The following is a 17,540-nucleotide window of genomic DNA, read 5'->3' on the forward strand; positions in this document are numbered from 1 at the left end:
CGGTTCCCGCCGACGCGCCGGTCCACACCCGGCGCGGGCAATTGACGCGCGCCGTCCCAAGAATCGCCCAAGAATCCTCCAAGGCCACCTTCGCAAGATTGAGGTCAGGCCACCGCTGACGCGGCGGCGAAGGGGAGGGATATCGATGTCCACCGACGTCACGCGAGTAAGCCGAGCCGGCGATCCCGTGAAGGGCCGGTTGCTCGGCTATTGCGCGGCATTGGCGTTCAATGCGGGTCTGGTGAACGCTGTGGCGCTCATGATCTTGGCGGTGCCGGTCGGCAACCTCACCGGGGTGACCACTCAGCTCGGCATGGACACCGCCAACCCGTGGCGTTACGAGAGCCACGTGTTGCTCGCGATCCTGTCGGGGTTCCTGGTGGGCTCGGCAGTTGCTGGCGCGTTGCTGTCCTCCGACCGGGCCACGCTGGGCGCGCGTCATGCCACGGTGCTGACGATGCAGGCGACACTGCTGTTACTGGCCGCCGCCGGAGTGGAAGCAACCGCGATGGACACGGGAATACAGGCCATGTTGGCGGCAACGGCCCTCGGTCTGCAAAACGGCCTCACCTCGAGCTTCCGCGGAATGGCCGTGCGCACCACGCATTTCACCGGCACCATCACCGACCTCGGGCTGATGATCGGGCGCAGCCGCACGCACGGCATCGACAGGTGGAAGGCCGCGATTCTGGGCGTCACGCTGTTGCTGTTCCTGGGTGGCGGCGTGGCAGGGATTCTGGCCGGCGCGCGATTCGGCGGGTACGCGCTGCTGATACCCGCCGCGATCTGCCTGACGCTGGGTACCGCGTACCTAGTGCAGAACCGCTACAGCGGCGCTGCGATCACGGAGGGCGCACCGCAGCCCGCAGGAGGAAACTAGGCAACATGGCTCGCTCACAGGGGTAAATTTCCCACCCTTTCGGCAGGTAACCCGCCGGATTCCCGGCGAGCAGCCGCAAACTCGCACGCGAGTGCGGGTTTCGGTGCGAGTTTGTGTCTGCTCGGCTTCCGGCGGGCACTTGTTTTCTATACTGTAAGAGTTACCGGACGCACCTCAGGTTGCCGGAGCAGGCGGAAGACGAGGAGTTCATGACCGCTGCCACGGTGGTTTTCGACCCGTTCTCCGAAGACTTCTTCACCAGTCCCTACCAGACGTACCGCCGGATGCGCGACGAAGCGCCCGTCTACTACAGCCGGCAGTACGACTTCTACGCGCTGACCCGCCACGAAGACGTCGCCGCGGCATTCAAGGACTACCAGACCTATTCGTCGGCATACGGCGTGGACCTCGCTCAGGTGCGCACGGGGCACGTGACCGAGCACGGCTCGATCATTGCGATGGACCCACCCGCGCACCGCCGCATGCGCGGTCTGCTCAACAAGGTGTTCACGCCGCGGGCCATCCAGGCGTTGCGGCCGCTGGTGACTCGGGTGGTCGACACGTATCTGGCCGCGGTGGATCCGGCTCACTTCGACTTCGTCCAGGATTTCTCGGCGCTCTTTCCGGTCGACGTGATGACCACGTTGCAGGGAGTGCCGGAGCGGGACCGGCAGCAGATCCGACTGTGGATCGACGATCTCTTGCACCGCGGTCCGGGTGAGGTCGAGATGGGCGAGAGCGGGCAGAAGTCCGCCGTCGACATGGCCGTCTACTACTACCGGCTCACCAAAGAGCGTCGCGAAAAACTGGGCGACGATCTGTTGAGCAGGCTGATCGTGGCAGAGATCGAACGCGACAACGGCGAGACGGGCCACCTGACGAACATCGAGATCACAGAATTCGCAACGTTATTGGGAGGTGCCGGGGCCGAGACCGTCACCAAGCTGATCGGCAACGCCGCCGTGGTGTTCGCGAAGTTTCCGGACCAGTGGCAGAAGTTGCTCGACGATCGCTCCAAGATCCCACTCGCGGTGGAGGAACTGCTGCGTTACGAGGCACCAGCACAGTACAACGTCCGGCGTTCAACCCGCGACGTCATGCTGCACGGCGTGACCATCCCGGCCGGCAAACCGGTCTTCCTGGTGGGTGCCTCGGCCAACCGGGATCCGTTGGCGTGGAAGGATCCCGACACATTCGAGATCGATCGCGACCGCACCCAGGCGCAGAACCTCGGGCTCGGCTACGGCATCCACAGCTGCCTCGGCGCTGCCCTGGCGCGGCTGGAGAGCACGATCGCCCTGGACCGGATGCTCGACTTCATGCCGCGCTACGAGGTGGACTGGTCAGGGTGCCGGCGCGTCAACATGCAGAACGTGGCCGGCTGGAGCCACGTACCGGTCCGGGTCCTGGATTAGCCGTCGCGGCGCCAGACCAGGGTGCTGTGTATGGCGCCCTGGTCCGTGGTCTGGCGGGCCGACAGTGTCAACCGGTCATCCTCGACCCGCGCGTGCCGAATCTGCGGCTCTAGCAACAGTTCCGGCATCGTCGCGATGATGACGTGGTGGGTGACGGTTGCTGCCGCTTCGTCGACCTCGAATCGCCCTCCGTAGGAGACGAATTCGCCGGTGCCCGGCGTCAGCTGCGCGGACATGTGGCCATCGGTGGTGTACAGGATGAGGCCGGAGGGATGCTCGCCGAACGGGTACCGGACGGGACCGGTGCCGTCACGGCGCGAGACGAAGGACTCCAGCAGCCAGCCGCCCGGCAGCGCCTGTCGCAGAGTCATGGATTCAGTGCCTGCTCGCGCGCCCACCGGTAGTCGGCCTTGCCCGAGGGGCTGCGCTCGATCACGCTGCGGAACACGACCGCTTTGGGCAACTTGTACCGAGCCAGTGACTGGCCGGCGTGGGCCACCAGTTCCTGAGCCTCGACGCTGGCTCCTTCGGCCAGGGCGACGACCGCGACCACCTCCTGGCCCCACCGCTCGCTCGGGCGGCCGGCGACCACCACGTCGGCGACCGCCGGGTGCGAGGCGATCGCGGTCTCGACCTCCTCGGCGAAGATCTTCTCGCCGCCGGAGTTGATGGTGACCGAGTCCCGTCCCAGTAACTCGATGTGGCCGCCCTCGTGATGGCGGGCGCGATCGCCGGGGACGGCGTAGCGCACACCGTCGATCACCGGGAAGGTCGCAGCCGTCTTCGCGGCATCGCCCTTGTAACCCAACGGCACATAACCTCGCTGGGCCAGCCAGCCGATGCCGTCGTGGCCTGGTGCGAGGAGCGTCGAAAAGTCCTCGGCCGCAACGAAAGTGTCCGGTCCGGCGGTAAATGTGCCGGTCGACACCGCGCCCGAGGTGGACATGTGGTGCATCTGGGCACCGGTCTCAGAGGACCCGACGCCGTCGACGATCATGGCGTTGGGCAGCGCGTCGATCAGGCGCTGCTTGACGTAGGGCGTCAGCAGGGCGCCGCCGTTGGCGACGACGAACAGCGACGACACGTCGGCGATCCCCTTCTCGATCGCGGCGACCAACGGGCGGGCGATTGCGTCACCGACCACCGACACCACGGCCACGCGCTCGCGCTCGATGGTGCGCACCACGTCGTCGGCATCCAGATGGTCGACCACCGTGGGGAACACGATCGTCTGCCCGGTCGTCACGGCCATCATCACGGTCCACTGCGCGGCGCCGTGGATCAGCGGCGGCAACACCATGACCTTGGTGCCGGGACCGGCGCTCACCCGCGTCACGATCTCCTCGACAGAAGTCACGAACTGTCCGGTCATCAGGTCGCGGCCGCCGAAGGAGGTCATGAAGATGTCGTGCTGGCGCCACAGCACGCCCTTCGGCATTCCGGTGGTGCCGCCCGTGTAGAGCACGTACAGGTCATCGGGCGAGTGCTGCACCGGCGGTGGGTCGGCGGGCTCCGCCACGATGCTCTCGTAATCGACTGCCCCGTCCAGCAGTTCGTTGCCCGAGTCATCGGCGATCTGGATCAGCACCCGCAGATTCGGCAGATCGGGCAGCACCTCGGCCACCTGCGGAGCGAAGGCCGCGTGGTAGAGCAACGCGGTCGCCCCGGAGTCCGCCAGCAGGTACTGCAGCTCCTTCTTGACGTAGCGGTAGTTGACGTTGAACGGAGCGACCCGCGCCGCGAAGCTGCCGAATAGCGCCTCGACGAACTCGTTGCCGTTGTAGGCGTACAGGCCCAGCAGGTCCTGGCCGGCCTCGTGGCCGGGGAGCTCGGAGCGTTCGGTGTGGCAGCCCAGGCCGCGCGAGTGCAGGTAGGCGGCCAGCCGGTTGGACCGTTCGACGATCTGGGCGTAGGTGAAGCGCTTGTCGCCCTGGACCACCAGTTCGCGGTCGGGAATAGCGGCGGCAATGGCCGCCGCGACAGCGGGCACAGTGAATTCAGGCACGTGAGTCCTTCCTGCCGAGCAGTCGCAGAATCGCACACGCGGGCCCCGACGGGTGCGATTTTGTGTCTGCTCGCGCCGTTACGGTTGGTGGGGGAGCAGGCGGACCATCAGGCCGGTGGCCTCGGTGAGTACCGCACCATCGGAGCTTGTCATGCTGGCGGTGATGAACACCTTCCGGCCCTCGATTCGGTCGATGTGCCCATGCGCGGTCAGCGGTTCGTCGATCGGGGTGACCTTGCGGTAGTCGACGTGCAGGTAGGCCGTCCGGGTCGGACGGATGTCGGCACCGGTGACCACCATGCCGAACAGCCAGTCGTAGAACAGCGGGATCATGCCGCCGTGCACCGCGTGGTTCCCGCCCACATGGGACTGGGTGAAGTGTCCCTGCATGACGACTTCGTCGGAGCCCATCGTGGTCAGCGTCCACGGTGGCATCAGCGGATGGCCCAGGCCCGGGATTTCCAGGACGCGGCCGGCCGGCACCTCGATCTCGGGCACGCGATGGGATTCCAGTACGGCACAGGCGCTTTCGAGATGATCGCTGGCGGCGTCCCACGCCGCGGCGTCGGGTTTGGTCGACACCGTCAGGTCCTGCAGCCGGCGCAGGGCGGTGATGTAGCGCTCCAGCCCCGGCGGCGCCTCGAGGGGCCGGACATCGGGGAAACCACCCCGGATCTCGCTGGTCGTGTCTGTCATGGTGTCCCTTCAGCCCAGGCCTCGAGCAACGTGTCGGTGGTGGTGATGGTGGCGAGCAGCGACAGCGAATTGGCGATGACCGCGTCGGCGTAGTCGGCAGGGATGCCGGCGACGGCGTCGCGCGGTACCACGACCCGGTAGGCCGCGTTCACCGCGTCCATCACCAGGTTGGGGATCGCGATATTGAGCGAGACGCCTACTGCCACAATGGTGGTCACACCCAGGTTGCGCAGCACCGCGTCCAGATCGGTACCGCCCATCGGCCCGACACCGTGCCACCGGCTCAGCGTCAGATCGGTTGGCTCAGGACCTAATTCGGGCAGCAGAGCGGCACCAGGTGTGCCGGGCGCGAGGTCGACGGTACCGCCGCTCATCGCGAAGATCCTGGCGTTGTGATTGGAGCCGAGTCCGTCCGGTCGCCGCCGCACCAGACAGTGCACGACGTGCGCTCCGGCGGCGCGGGCGGCGGGCAGCAGTCGCACGATGTTGGGCAAAGCGACGCGGCGGGCCTCGGCCGCCAGCAAGGGCAGTCCGGCATCGGGGCCGATCACCGCGCCCTGGCACTCCTGGGTGACGACGGCGGTGTGCCCGGGTGCCACCAGCTGGGCGAGCGCGGGCTTCATGCGGACGCGTTCATCGTGCCGCGAGGTGGCACGTCGTAGAACTGCTGAGCCCACTTGCGCAGTGCCATATACCCTTTCGCATCGGTCTTGGAGAGCGCCGGATGCTCGACGTACTTCTGGTAGCGCCAGATCTCCAGATCGTCGAACACGGTGGACAGGAACTGCTTCTCGATCAGCTCGCGCAGCTTGCCCTGCGGCACCTCGCCGGTGTCGCCCGGGGTCCGCGGCCACCAGATGGAATAGAACAGGTCCGAGCATTCGTCGTCCACCGGCGTGCAGGTGAAGATCAGGCGATGATTCTGGGCACCCTCGAACACGCTGATCGCTCCGCCGAGGCCGAACAGGTGGCTGTGGAAACGTAGCGCGAGATCGTCGGGGTTGTCGCTGCGGGCGTCGGGCCAGCCGGCGACGAACCGCCATTCGTGTTCGGCGATCGTCCAGTCCAGCACCCGCGGTGTCACCGAGGCGTGGTGCACGTACTCGAAATGAGCGCTGTCTGGTGCGTTCTCCGCCACGATCTGGGGGTGCACCGGTTCGCGCTCGGCGCGCCGGGAGAACTCCGGGTACGCCCGGTAGTAGGCGGCCGGGTCCGTCTCGAACTGCGGGAACTTGCCGAAGATGTCCGGCATCGTCCATTGCGGGTCGCCGCCGAGCGGGTGGTGCCACAGGAAGACGCAGTCGTACTGCTCGGTGACCGGATAGGTCCGCAGCGTCAGCGCCTTGTTGGGGCGGTCCGGTTGGTAGGGGATGTAGCGGTTGGTGCCGTCGGGTCCCCAGCGCCAGCCGTGGAAGGGGCATTGCACGCAGTCGCCGACCACCGTGCCGCCGTGGCCGAGGTGTGCGCCGAGGTGCTTGCAGTGCGCTTCGAGCACGTGCAGTTCGCCGGACTCGTCGCGGTAGGCAACCAGGTCTTCGCCGAAGTAGTGCAGCGGCCGGACTTCGCCGGCCGGAAACTCCGGCGACCAGCCGATCATGAACCAACCGGTGACCTTCCAGGTGAACGGAACCTGCAAGCCGGACACCTCCCGCCGTCTGATACTAAATTCGTTACAGTATAGATTTCAGCACGTTGGCTCTACTCATCCGGTGTCGCGAGGAGCGAGATGACTGAAGCGGTTGCCGGTACCGAGGCGTCGACCGGCGCCGACGTCCTGGTGATCGGCGCGGGCTTCTCCGGGCTGTACATGCTGTACCGCCTGCGTCAGCTAGGCCTGCGCGCGCGTGGGCTGGAAGCGGCCGAAAACGTTGGTGGCACTTGGTTGTTCAACCGCTACCCGGGCGCGCGCTGCGACATCGAAAGCATCGAATACTCCTACAGTTTCTCCGAGGAGATCCAGCAGGACTGGGTGTGGACGGAATCGATGCCCGCCCAGCCCGAGATCGAGGCGTACCTGAACTTCGTCGCCGACCGCCTCGACTTGCGTCGCGATATCACGTTCAACACCAGGGTCGTCGCCATGACCTTCGACGAGCACATGGCGATGTGGCAGGTGTGCACCGAGGCGGGCGAGACGATCACGGCGCCGTTTGTCGTCGCCGCGACCGGCATCCTGTCCGTCCCGCTGGAGCCCGACATTGCCGGCATGGCGTCATTCGTCGGAACGTCGCTGTACACCAGCCGCTGGCCGCGTGACGGCGTCGATCTGGCCGGCCGGCGCGTCGGCGTCATCGGCACCGGCTCAACCGGAGTGCAACTCATCCCGGTGGTGGCCCGGGAGGCGCAGCAGCTGTTGGTGTTTCAACGGTCGGCGCCCTACACCCTGCCCTGGCAGGTGCACCGGTTCGAACCGGGTGAACTGGACGCGATGAAGGCCCGCTACGGCGAGATCCGGGCGGCGCAACGGGCTCACCCGATCGGCGCGGCCCGCCTCAGTGCCTTCTCGGTGCTGCTGGAGATGCTGGGCAGTCCGCCCCTGAAAGCGGCCACCCGGGAGGAGCAACTGCGCGCTATCGACGACAAAGGCGTGCTCGGCGCGCTGAACTGGGGCGACGTCTTCTTCGACATTGAGGCCAACCGGATGGCCGCACGGCTTTACGGCGAGGCGGTGGCCCGCATCGTGCGGGACCCGCAGACGGCCGCGGCGCTGGTGCCCGCACATCCCTTCGCCTGCAAGCGCCCCATCATCGACCAGGGCTACTACGAAACGTTCAACCGGGACAACGTCACCCTCGTCGACCTGCGCGCAGACCCGATCGATACGGTGACTCCGGCCGGGATCCGCGCCGGCGGACGCGAGTACGAACTTGACGTGCTGATCTACGCCACCGGCTTCGATGCCATGACCGGAGCGCTGAGCCGCATCGACATTCAGGGTCGCGACGGCGTGCAGCTGAGCCGATTCTGGGCGGACGCCGGCCCGTTGTCCTACCTCGGCCTGGCGATTGCCGGATTTCCGAACCTGTTCATGATCCAGGGACCGGGCAGCCCCAGCGCGGCGACGAACTTCGTTGCGGCGCTTGAACAGCACGTCGAGTGGATCGGCGACTGCATCGCCTACCTGCGCGCCAACGGTGTGCGCTGCATCGAGGCGCAAGAGAGTGCGCAACAGGACTGGATCGAGCACACCACGGCGCTGGTGGCGCCGACCGTGCTTGTTCACCCGTCCTGCAACTCCTGGTACAACGGGGGCAATGTGCCCGGCAAGAGGCGGATGTACATGGGCTATACCGGCGGAATTCCCGAATACCGGCGGCGCTGCGACGAAATCGCGGCGAGCGGCTATACCGGTTTCAAGCTGAGGTAGGTGATTGGTATGTCGTGGGCACAGCGTGGGCTGGGTATCACCCGAGAACTGGGGATGGTGCTGCCGCGGACGGTGGCCGGCTTCAACGAGTCGACCCGGTCGGAGCCCTCGGCCCCGCGGGGTGTCCGCCAGTTCGGCGAAGTATTCCTCGATGAGCTTGTGCTGACCGGGTTTTCGGTGCTGGGGGGCAGCGCGCCGCGCAGCATCCGATCGCTGGACGCCTGCGCGGCCGCAGCTGAGGAGTTGTCGGCGCTGGGCATCGACGGCGCGCACGCCGAACCGGCTGCGCTGCGGGTGCGGGCGATCAAGCGGCGCAAGATCGCCGGACTGGCCTATGAGCGCTTGTCTTTCGAGCATGATCCGGCGCTGCCGCAGACTTTGACCGACGAGGGATTCGGCGGCCCGTCGCGGGCCGCGGTGCATCTGTGCCGGCACCGCGATGGTCCGCGGCCGTGGCTGATCTGGATTCACGGGGCCGGCCAGGGCGGGGCCGAAGACATGCTGATGTCGCGCATCGACCGGATTCACCACGGCCTGGGGTTCAATGTCGCGATGCCTATCCAGCCCGGCCACGGCAGCCGGAAGGGCTACTGGCCGAGTTATCCGGACATGGACCCGCTGGGCAACGTCGCCGGCATGATGCGGTCGGTGTCGGAGATCCGGGCGGTGGTGCGCTGGGCCCGGCGGCAAGCCACCGCGGTTGTGGTTGCCGGGGTTTCGATGGGCAGTCCGGTTGCCGCGCTGGTGTCGCACCTCGAGCGGGAGGTGGACGCCGTGGCGCTGTATACGCCCATCCTGGGGCTCAACGCGATGATCGCGCGACACCTCGGGCGCTCGGGGTCGTCACACCGCGAGTACCGGAGGTTGCTGCAGTCCGAGGTGGTCTCCCGGCTCACCACCGTCATCGATCCGCTGATGGCCGACCCGGCACCCCCGCCGCAGCGCCGGCTGATTGTCGCCGCGCGCCACGACCGGATGGCGATGCTGGAGCCGGCGCTGGTGTTGCAGGACAAGTGGGGCGGTCAACTGCACTGGTACGGCGGCGGCCACGTCAGCCATGTCTTCTCCCGCCGCGTGCAGGCCATCTCCGAGCGGTTCCTGCGCGAGGTTAGAGACGACATGTCGCTGCGGACGGCCGATTGATGGGGGCAGTGCGCACCGCGCGCGAGGTGGTGGAGCTTTACAACCTGGTGGTGTGGAACGAGCAGGACCTGCAACTCGCCGACGAGTTGTTCGCCGACAACGTCATTCGGCACGGGGTGGGTGCGGCTCAGACCCTGACCCACGCCCAGGCGGTGCAACGCGTCGCCGACATGTGGCAGGTGTGCGAGTCGCTGCACTTCGACCTGAATATCGTGGTTGCGGGCGACGACGGCGAGCACGTCGCCATCGTCTATGACTCGACGGTCATGGCCGACGGCGGCGTCACCAACGTGGCCAGCATCGAGGTGTTCCGCGTGGTCGACGGCCGGATCACCGAGGTCTGGAATTGCGGCTATCAGCAAGGGGTTTGGAAGTGAGTGAACGGGTGCTCGACGAACTGGGCTACTACCTGCTGGCGGGGGCGGGCGGTGAGGGACCCGCAACGCTGATGGACGAGGCACGTCGTGGTGAGGAGCTCGGCTTCGGCACCGCCTTCATCTCCGAACGCTGGAACGTCAAGGAGGCCTCCTCGCTGGTAGGAGCGGCGTGCGCGGTGACCAGCCGCATGCAAATTGCCACTGCCGCAACGAATCACAACACGCGTCATCCGCTGATCACCGGTTCCTGGGCCACCACCATGCACCGGCTGTCCGGTGGACGATTCACCCTGGGCATCGGTCGCGGTATCGCCGCGATCTACGGGGCGTTCGGCATTCCGGCGGTGACCACGGCGCAGATGGAGGACTGGGCGCAGGTCATGCGCCGGCTGTGGCACGGCGAGGTGATCTTCAATCACGATGGGCCGATGGGTAAGTACCCCATCCTGTTTCTGGACCGCGACTTCGACGAGGACATCAGGTTGGCGCTGGTGGCGTTCGGTCCCAAGACGCTGGCGCTAGGCGGGCGGGCGTTCGACGACGTCATTCTGCACACCTACTTCACGCCGGAGACGCTGCAGCGCTGTGTTGCCACGGTGAAGTCCGCGGCGGAGAAAGCGGGCCGGGACCCGGACAGCGTGCGGGTGTGGTCGTGCTTCGCCACCGTCGGGGATCACCTGCCCGAGCCGCTGCGGCTGAAGAAGACCGTTGCCCGGCTGGCCACCTATCTGCAGGGGTACGGCGATCTGATGGTCAAGACCAACAACTGGGATCCTGCTGTGCTGCAACGGTTCCGGGAAGATTCGGTGGTCACCTCGATCGCGGGTGGGATCGACCACAAGGCGACGCCGGAGCAGATCGAGCACATCGCCACGCTAATCCCCGAAGAATGGCTGGAACCGTCGGCGACGGGGTCGGCTGAGCAGTGCGCCGACCGGATTCGGCGCGAGTTCGACTACGGCGCCGACGCGGTGATTCTGCACGGCGCCACACCCGACGAGCTCGAACCCGTGGTCGCGGCCTACCGCACCTAGCCTCGCGAGCAGACGCAAACTCGCGCTGCAGCGCGCTGCAGCGTGCGAGTTTGCGTCTGCTCGCGCAATGGAACGTCAGGGGCGATCACGGCGCAGGGGCATGGCCTGACCTCCGGGTGTGATGGCAGAGGTTCGGGTATGACACCGGTCACACGAGGAATACCCCTACGGGTATGGGTATTACTCTGGGTGTTAGCAGCAATTGACCCATTGCCTGACGGCCTCAATTCACAGCGATTCGCAGGATGAGGCCGCGGCGCTGGGTCGTCGAGTGAAGGAACGAACTCATGACCACACATATTCAGGAGGTTGTCCTCAGCACGTCGGCAGCAGTGCCGTTACCGCGCAAAAAGACCACGTCGTCACCTCGTTGGTTAGTCGACAAATCCCGGGTCATCGGCGCGTCGATGCGCCGCATCTTCCTGGCGCCCAAAGAGGCAGCACTCCCGGCGCGCAAGAAGAGCAAGCCGGAGCGCTACGCGTACCTTGAGCGCTCGTTGTTGGCCCGTGAGATTCACCGGCTGTGAGTTCGAGTCGCTGAGAATTGATCCCGTTGCGGCGGAGTTGATGTGAATAAGCCCGCCGGTTTTACCAGGAGCGTAGTCAGGGCAAGATCACGGTGCGGGTCACCGGCTCCGCGACCGCCTGCCGGGCGGACAGCGCGCGTTGCAGCGAGGCCAGCAGCGCATCGCGGGTCTCCCGCGGATCGATCAGTTCGTCGAAACCGAACCCTTCAGCCGAGCGGAAGGATGCCTGCAGCTCGGCGTCGCGCAGTTTGGCGGTCAGGTCCTCACCGGCGTGGGAGGCGCGGCTGAGCGCCGCCGCACTCATGGCGCCCATCGTCGCTCCCGGATAGGCGAACGTGGCGGACTGGTGGTCGAAGCCGAGCAGCGACATCACCATGGAGCCGAAGCCGTAAGCCTTGCGCAAGGTCAGGTGCAACTTGATCGTCGTCGCGGCGGTCTGCGCGGCGAACATCCGCCCGCCGCTGCGCAGGACACCGCTGCGCTCGGAGCGGCTGCCGGGCAGCATCCCCGGATTGTCGGCCAGGAACACGATGGGCAGATGGAATGAATCGGCGACCAAAATGAAATGCGCGGCTTTGTCCGCGGCACTGGCGTCGATCGAACCGGCCAGCACCTGCGGCTGATTGGCGACGACGGCGACGGGATGCCCGCCCAGGTGCGCCAGCGCGCAGATGATCGCCCTGCCGAACGACGGTTGCACCTCGAACCAGTCGGGGCGGTCGAAGACCACGTCGAGCACCGCGCGCATGTCATAGACGCGACGATTGTCCCGGGAGACGATGTTCAACAACTCCGGGGTGGGCCGCGGTGCCGTCGTTTCGTCGGCGGGCAGGCCGGGCGGATAGGACCAGGCGCTTGCCGGAAAATAGGACAAATAACGGCGGATTTCGTCGAGCACCGTCTCGTCGTCCTCGGCGACGTTGTGGATCACCCCGCTGGGCAGTGCGACGTCCGGGCCGCCCAGGTCCTCCTTCGAAATGTCCTCTCCTGTGGACTCTTTCACCACCGGCGGGCCGGCGGTGAAGATGGTGCCGTGCCGGCTCATGATCCGGAAATCACACACCGGAGCCACCAGGGCGCCGTGCCCGGCCGAGGGACCCAGCACCGCGGCCACCGTCGGCACCCGCCCCGAACACTGCGTCTGGGCGAGCAGGTCGGTGGGGGTGCGGCCGTAATGCCCACCGGTGGGCCGAAATCCCGCGCCGTCGAGCAGCATCACCAGTGGGACGCGGTCGCGCACCGCAAGCTCGGCGATCCGGTACCGCTTGGAATTGCCGCCGGGCCCGATGCTTCCGGCCAGCGTGGTGAAGTCCTCGGCGCCGACCATGACAGGTTTGCCATGAACCAGGCCCGAACCCGTGACGATCGCGTCGGCGGCGACGTCACCGCCGACCAGGGTGCCGATTTCCCGGAACGTGCCGGCGTCCAGGAGCCGCTCGATGCGGGCCCGCGCGTCCAGTTTGCCTTTGCCGCGGTGCTTGTCGAGGCGCTCCTGCCCACCCATGCCGCGCGAGTGCCGGCGGCGGCGGTCGAGGTCGTCGAGCGTCTCCTGCCAGTCCTGGGAGTTGGCCATGCCTTGGTCCTCACTCGCTACCGGGCGGTCGGTTCCTGATGACGTGCTCACTGTAGCGCCGCGCTGACGTTGACCCTACCGAATTGCTTACTGTAGCTTTCCCACTATGGTGCGTGGGGGCCTCAAGATCGACGGTGGCATACCCAACAGGCTGGACCGAGTGGTCGAGGCGGCCGGCGCTCTGGAACAGCAGGGCTTCGACGGCGGCTGGACCGCCGAAACCAGCCACGACCCGTTCCTGCCGCTTTTGCTGGCAGCCGAACACACCTGTCGCATCGATCTCGGCACCAACATCGCGGTGGCCTTCGCCCGCAACCCCATGACCGTCGCCAACCTCGGGTGGGACCTGCAGGAGTACTCGCAGGGCCGGTTCATCATCGGGCTGGGCACCCAGATTCAGGCTCACATCGAGAAGCGCTTCAGCATGACGTGGAGCCACCCTGCCCGCCGGATGCGCGAGTTCGTCGAAGCGCTGCACGCGATCTGGTCGGCCTGGAAGGACGGCACCAAGCTCCGGTTCGAGGGTGACTTCTACACGCACAAGATCATGACGCCGATGTTCACGCCGGAGCCGAACCCGTACCCGCCGCCGAAGATTTTTCTCGCGGCGGTCGGTGAGGCGATGACCGAGATGTGCGGTGAGGTGGCCGACGGCCATCTCGGTCACCCGATGGTGTCCAAGCGCTATCTCACCGACGTGACCTTGCCCATCCTGCAACGCGGTCTCGAACGGGCGGGCCGGGACCGCAGCGCCTTCGAGGTGTCGGCGGAGGTGATGGTCGCCACCGGCACCAACGAGGACGAGCTGAAAGCCGCCATGGCGGCCACCCGAAAACAGATCGCGTTCTACGGGTCCACCCCGGCGTACCGCAAGGTGCTCGAACTGCACGGCTGGGGCGACCTGCACGAGGAACTGCACCGCCTCTCCAAAGAAGGCGAGTGGGATGCTATGGGGTCACTGATCGACGACGAGATCCTCGGCACCTTCGCCGTGGTCGGCCCGGCCGACGACGTCAGCGCTGCGCTGCGCTCCAGGTGCGACGGAGTGGCCGACCGGGTGCTGCCCATCTTCTATGCCGCTTCGCCGGACTGTGTTCAGCGGGCGCTCAAGGACTTTCGCCGATGAGTGCGCCGACCATGGACGAGGCCGCCAGGTTGCTGGCGGATCCGCAGGCCTACACCGATGAAGGGCGGCTGCACGCGGCGCTCACCCATCTGCGTGCCAGCGCGCCGGTGTGCCGCGTCGACGTACCCGGTTACCGGCCGTTCTGGGCGATCACCAAGTACGCCGACGTGATGGATATCGAGCGCAACAACGGGCTGTTCACCAACTGGCCGCGGCCGGTACTGGCGACCATCGAAGGCGACGAGTTGCAGGCGGCCTCGGGGGTGCGCACGCTGATCCATCTGGACGATCCGCAGCACCGGGTGGTGCGTGCCATCGGCTCGGACTGGTTCCGGCCCAAAGCGATGCGTGCGCTGAAGATTCGCGTCGACGAACTGGCCAGGATCTACGTCGACAAGATGAGAGCAGTCGGTCCGCAGTGCGACTTCGTGCAAGAGGTGGCGGTGAACTTCCCGCTCTACGTGATCATGTCGCTGCTCGGTATCCCCGAGGCCGACTTCCCCCGCATGCTCAAGCTGACCCAGGAACTGTTCGGCAGCGACGACAGCGAATACAAGCGCGGCACCACGGCCGAGGACCAGTTGCCCGCGCTGCTGGACATGTTCGGTTATTTCAACGGAGTGACCGCTGCCCGCCGCGAGCACCCGACCGAAGATCTCGCATCCGCGATCGCCAACGCCCGCATCGACGGGGAGCCGCTGTCGGATATCGAAACGGTGTCCTACTACCTGATTGTCGCCACCGCCGGACATGATACGACCAGCGCCACCATCTCCGGTGGGCTGCACGCGCTGCTGGAAAACCCGGACCAGCTCCGGCGGCTGCAGGACGACCCCGCCCTGATGCCGCGCGCCACCGAGGAGATGATCCGCTGGGTCACTCCGGTCCGGCATTTCATGCGTACCGCTGCCGCCGACACTGAGGTGCGCGGAGTCCCGATCGCGGCCGGCGAATCGGTGCTGCTGTCCTACGTGTCGGCCAACCGCGACGAGGACGTATTCGACGATCCGTTCCGCTTCGATGTCGGGCGCGAGCCCAACAAGCACGTGGCTTTCGGCTACGGAGTGCATTTCTGCATGGGAGCGGCGCTCGCCCGAATGGAGGTCGGCAGTTTCTTCGCCGAGCTGCTGCCCCGGCTGACATCCATCGAGCTGGCCGGTGATCCGGAACTGGTCGCCGCGACGTTCGTCGGGGGTCTCAAGCACCTGCCCGTGCGGTATTCGCTGTCCTAGGATGCGATCGATATGACGCCCAAGACGATTGTCATCACCGGTGCCAGTGACGGCATCGGTGCCGCGGCCGCTCGGCAACTCACCCGCGGCGGTGCGAAGGTGGTCGTGGTGGGCCGCTCGCAGCGCAAGACGACTGCGGTGGCAGAAGAGCTGGGCGCGGACTACTACGTGGCCGATTTCGCCGACCTGTCCCAGGTGCGGGCGCTGGCGGACAAGATCCGCTCGGAGTATCCGCGCATCGACGTGCTGGCCAACAACGCAGGCGGTATGTGCCGGGAACCCGAGATGACCGCCGACGGGCTGGAGAAGACGTATCAGGTCAACTATCTGGCGCCCTTCCTGCTCACCACAGAGCTGCTGGACACGCTCGTCGACTCGCGTGCGACCGTCGTCAACACCACCAGCTCGTCGCAGCGGTTGCTACCCAAGGTCACGATCACCGATTTCGAGCACACCGCGCGGCGCCGGCCCGGCATCGCCTATGCACTGACCAAACTGGCAATCGTGTTGTTCACCAAGGAATTACACCGCCGCTATCGGGAAATATCGGCGGCGACTTTTCATCCGGGCTACGTCAACTCCAACTTCGGTGAAGCCTCGGGCTCGCGGTTGCTGCACTTCATGAAGAACTACGTCCCGGTGACGGCCCGGTTCACCGCCACCGCGGACGAGGGGGCCGAACAACTGGTCTGGCTGGCCTCTGCTACCCCCGGGGTCGACTGGCAACCGGGCGAGTACTACTCGCGGCACAAAGTCTCGAAGGCCAACCGCGCGGCCTACGATCCCGTGCTGGCCGGCGAACTCTGGGATCGCACGGTTGCCGCACTGGCGCGGACCTAGCCGGGGTCGCTGTCCGGCCTGCTGCCGGCGCGGTAATACTGGATGCGCTACCGGAAGGGGACTTCGTGCTGGGTGTTCATCACGCCGCCATCTGTACCGCCGATGTCGGACGCTCGCTGCGGTTCTGGCGGGACGGACTCGGATTGACGGAACTGTTCGACCACACCTTCACCGGTGACTGGCCGGAACTGTTCGGCGCCGAGACCGATCAGTTGAGATCGATCTTTCTCGGGGACCCGCAGGCACCGGACGGCGGGATCGTCGAGTTGGTGGAGTTGTCCGGGGCCGACGAGACGCCGCGCGAATACTCCGGCCCCAGGCACGGGTTCTTTCTCCTCTCGCTGCAGCGCGAGGTGGATGCGACGCTGGCCACGCTGGCGGACCTGGGCTTCACCGACGGCGTCCGTCAGATCACCATGCCCGCCCCGGCGGGCAAGACGGTTCCGATGGCGGTGATCACCGCCCCGGACGGCGTGCTGGTCGAACTGATCGGACCCGCGGCATGAGCGCCTCGACTGCGCTGGTGACCGGTGGTGGCTCCGGGATCGGCCGCCAGGCCGCCGAGATGCTGCGCGATGCCGGCCACGACGTCGTCGTCTGGGATGTGGCAAATGGCGACATCGCCTGCGACATCAGCGATCTGGACTCCGTGACGGCGGCCATGGAGCAGACCGTCCGCGAGCACGGAGTGCCCACCCGGGTGGTGGCCTCGGCGGGTATCGGCTCGTCCGGTCTGTTGCTGGCCATCGATCCCGCCGAGTGGCAGCGGGTATTGGCCGTCAATCTGACCGGCACCTTCTACACGATCCGGGCGGCCGCCCAGGCCATGGTCGACGCCGAACAGGAAGGCTCGATCGTCGTCGTCTCGAGCATCAGCGGCACGGTCGCGGACCGGGACATGGGTGCCTACTGCGTGTCCAAGGCGGGCCTGGACATGCTGGTGAAGGTCGCGGCGGTCGAGTGGGGTGTGCACGGTATCCGGGTGAACGCCGTCGGTCCCGGTGTCACCCGGACCCCGATGCTGCCCGACGCCGAGAAGTGGCCCGCCTGGGTCGAGGGCATGTCCAAGCGGACCGCGCTGCGCCGGCTGGGCGAGCCCGGCGACGTGGCGCAGGCCATTGTGGGTGTGCTCGAAATGTCCTGGGTGACAGGCCAAGTGCTGCACGCCGACGGCGGATTGTCGCTACACAGCCCGATCGACGCCTACGGCCAGGTCGAGAAGCTGATGCGGCTCAAGAAGCTGCAGGAGCTCCACAAAGCCAAGCAGAAAGCCAGCGAGGCCTAGCGTCGAGAGTGAACCTCACGACGCAGTACCGGCGTGTCGC

At 66.6% G+C, this 17,540-nt stretch carries 18 protein-coding genes; 12 read left to right on the plus strand and 6 right to left on the minus strand.

Annotation, left to right across the window (positions count from 1 at the left end):
• The first annotated feature begins 145 nt into the window (after window positions 1-145).
• Both QXH22_RS14410 and QXH22_RS14415 read left to right on the plus strand, forming a co-directional pair.
• Window positions 146-880 (plus strand): YoaK family protein, encoded by a 735-nt coding sequence (locus QXH22_RS14410; protein WP_306276096.1) that lies wholly within the window; start codon window positions 146-148, stop codon window positions 878-880.
• Window positions 881-1,089: 209 nt separating this feature from the next.
• A complete protein-coding gene (locus QXH22_RS14415) occupies window positions 1,090-2,295 on the plus strand; it encodes a cytochrome P450 (RefSeq protein WP_306276097.1) in 1,206 nt (401 codons plus the stop codon).
• On the opposite strand, the gene QXH22_RS14420 is transcribed toward QXH22_RS14415, so the two are convergent.
• The 5 genes from QXH22_RS14420 to QXH22_RS14440 form a co-directional block, all read right to left on the minus strand.
• Window positions 2,292-2,666: a lipocalin-like domain-containing protein gene (locus QXH22_RS14420; protein WP_306245057.1), complete on the minus strand. Its 375-nt coding sequence runs from the start codon at window positions 2,664-2,666 to the stop codon at window positions 2,292-2,294. The two genes, QXH22_RS14415 and QXH22_RS14420, sit on opposite strands and share 4 nt — an antisense overlap.
• The gene (locus tag QXH22_RS14425; protein ID WP_306245055.1) at window positions 2,663-4,300 is read right to left on the minus strand and encodes an acyl-CoA synthetase; all 1,638 of its coding nucleotides are present in this window, start codon (window positions 4,298-4,300) and stop codon (window positions 2,663-2,665) included. Before QXH22_RS14425 ends, QXH22_RS14420 begins: the two co-directional genes overlap by 4 nt.
• 78 nt (window positions 4,301-4,378) lie before the next feature.
• Window positions 4,379-4,996: a PaaI family thioesterase gene (locus QXH22_RS14430; RefSeq protein WP_306245052.1), complete on the minus strand. Its 618-nt coding sequence runs from the start codon at window positions 4,994-4,996 to the stop codon at window positions 4,379-4,381.
• On the minus strand, window positions 4,993-5,619 hold the full coding sequence (locus QXH22_RS14435) for a cysteine hydrolase (protein WP_306276098.1): 627 nt from the start codon (window positions 5,617-5,619) through the stop codon (window positions 4,993-4,995). Before QXH22_RS14435 ends, QXH22_RS14430 begins: the two co-directional genes overlap by 4 nt.
• Entirely contained in the window at window positions 5,616-6,632 is a 1,017-nt protein-coding gene (locus QXH22_RS14440) for a Rieske 2Fe-2S domain-containing protein (RefSeq protein WP_306276099.1), read from the minus strand. The genes QXH22_RS14435 and QXH22_RS14440 overlap by 4 nt, the downstream gene beginning before the upstream one ends.
• A gap of 90 nt (window positions 6,633-6,722) precedes the next feature.
• On the opposite strand from QXH22_RS14440, the gene QXH22_RS14445 reads away from it, so the two are divergent.
• From QXH22_RS14445 to QXH22_RS14465, 5 genes are all read left to right on the plus strand, one after another.
• Window positions 6,723-8,363 carry an NAD(P)/FAD-dependent oxidoreductase gene (locus QXH22_RS14445; protein WP_306276100.1) on the plus strand — a complete coding sequence of 547 codons (1,641 nt, stop codon included), beginning with the start codon at window positions 6,723-6,725 and terminating at the stop codon, window positions 8,361-8,363.
• A gap of 9 nt (window positions 8,364-8,372) precedes the next feature.
• Entirely contained in the window at window positions 8,373-9,506 is a 1,134-nt protein-coding gene (locus QXH22_RS14450) for a PHB depolymerase family esterase (RefSeq protein ID WP_306276101.1), read from the plus strand.
• On the plus strand, window positions 9,506-9,883 hold the full coding sequence (locus QXH22_RS14455) for a nuclear transport factor 2 family protein (protein WP_306245043.1): 378 nt from the start codon (window positions 9,506-9,508) through the stop codon (window positions 9,881-9,883). The genes QXH22_RS14450 and QXH22_RS14455 overlap by 1 nt, the downstream gene beginning before the upstream one ends.
• Complete coding sequence (locus QXH22_RS14460) at window positions 9,880-10,917, plus strand: TIGR03857 family LLM class F420-dependent oxidoreductase (protein WP_306245042.1); 1,038 nt, start codon at window positions 9,880-9,882, stop codon at window positions 10,915-10,917. The genes QXH22_RS14455 and QXH22_RS14460 overlap by 4 nt, the downstream gene beginning before the upstream one ends.
• 287 nt (window positions 10,918-11,204) lie before the next feature.
• Window positions 11,205-11,444 (plus strand): hypothetical protein, encoded by a 240-nt coding sequence (locus QXH22_RS14465; protein WP_306245040.1) that lies wholly within the window; start codon window positions 11,205-11,207, stop codon window positions 11,442-11,444.
• Between the two features lie 76 nt (window positions 11,445-11,520).
• On the opposite strand, the gene QXH22_RS14470 is transcribed toward QXH22_RS14465, so the two are convergent.
• On the minus strand, window positions 11,521-13,017 hold the full coding sequence (locus QXH22_RS14470) for an acyl-CoA carboxylase subunit beta (protein WP_306276102.1): 1,497 nt from the start codon (window positions 13,015-13,017) through the stop codon (window positions 11,521-11,523).
• 106 nt (window positions 13,018-13,123) lie between these two features.
• Between QXH22_RS14470 and QXH22_RS14475 the strand changes: the two genes are divergently transcribed.
• From QXH22_RS14475 to QXH22_RS14495, 5 genes are all read left to right on the plus strand, one after another.
• Window positions 13,124-14,143 carry an LLM class F420-dependent oxidoreductase gene (locus QXH22_RS14475; RefSeq protein WP_306245035.1) on the plus strand — a complete coding sequence of 340 codons (1,020 nt, stop codon included), beginning with the start codon at window positions 13,124-13,126 and terminating at the stop codon, window positions 14,141-14,143.
• Between the two features lie 11 nt (window positions 14,144-14,154).
• The gene (locus QXH22_RS14480; RefSeq protein WP_306276881.1) at window positions 14,155-15,375 is read left to right on the plus strand and encodes a cytochrome P450; all 1,221 of its coding nucleotides are present in this window, start codon (window positions 14,155-14,157) and stop codon (window positions 15,373-15,375) included.
• Between the two features lie 12 nt (window positions 15,376-15,387).
• Window positions 15,388-16,215 carry an SDR family NAD(P)-dependent oxidoreductase gene (locus tag QXH22_RS14485; RefSeq protein WP_306245033.1) on the plus strand — a complete coding sequence of 276 codons (828 nt, stop codon included), beginning with the start codon at window positions 15,388-15,390 and terminating at the stop codon, window positions 16,213-16,215.
• Window positions 16,216-16,280: 65 nt separating this feature from the next.
• A complete protein-coding gene (locus tag QXH22_RS14490) occupies window positions 16,281-16,721 on the plus strand; it encodes a VOC family protein (RefSeq protein WP_306245031.1) in 441 nt (146 codons plus the stop codon).
• The gene (locus QXH22_RS14495) at window positions 16,718-17,500 is read left to right on the plus strand and encodes an SDR family NAD(P)-dependent oxidoreductase (RefSeq protein ID WP_306245029.1); all 783 of its coding nucleotides are present in this window, start codon (window positions 16,718-16,720) and stop codon (window positions 17,498-17,500) included. The genes QXH22_RS14490 and QXH22_RS14495 overlap by 4 nt, the downstream gene beginning before the upstream one ends.
• The last annotated feature ends 40 nt before the right edge of the window (window positions 17,501-17,540 follow it).

Source organism: Mycobacterium sp. TY814, from assembly GCF_030755175.1.
Classification (GTDB): domain Bacteria; phylum Actinomycetota; class Actinomycetes; order Mycobacteriales; family Mycobacteriaceae; genus Mycobacterium.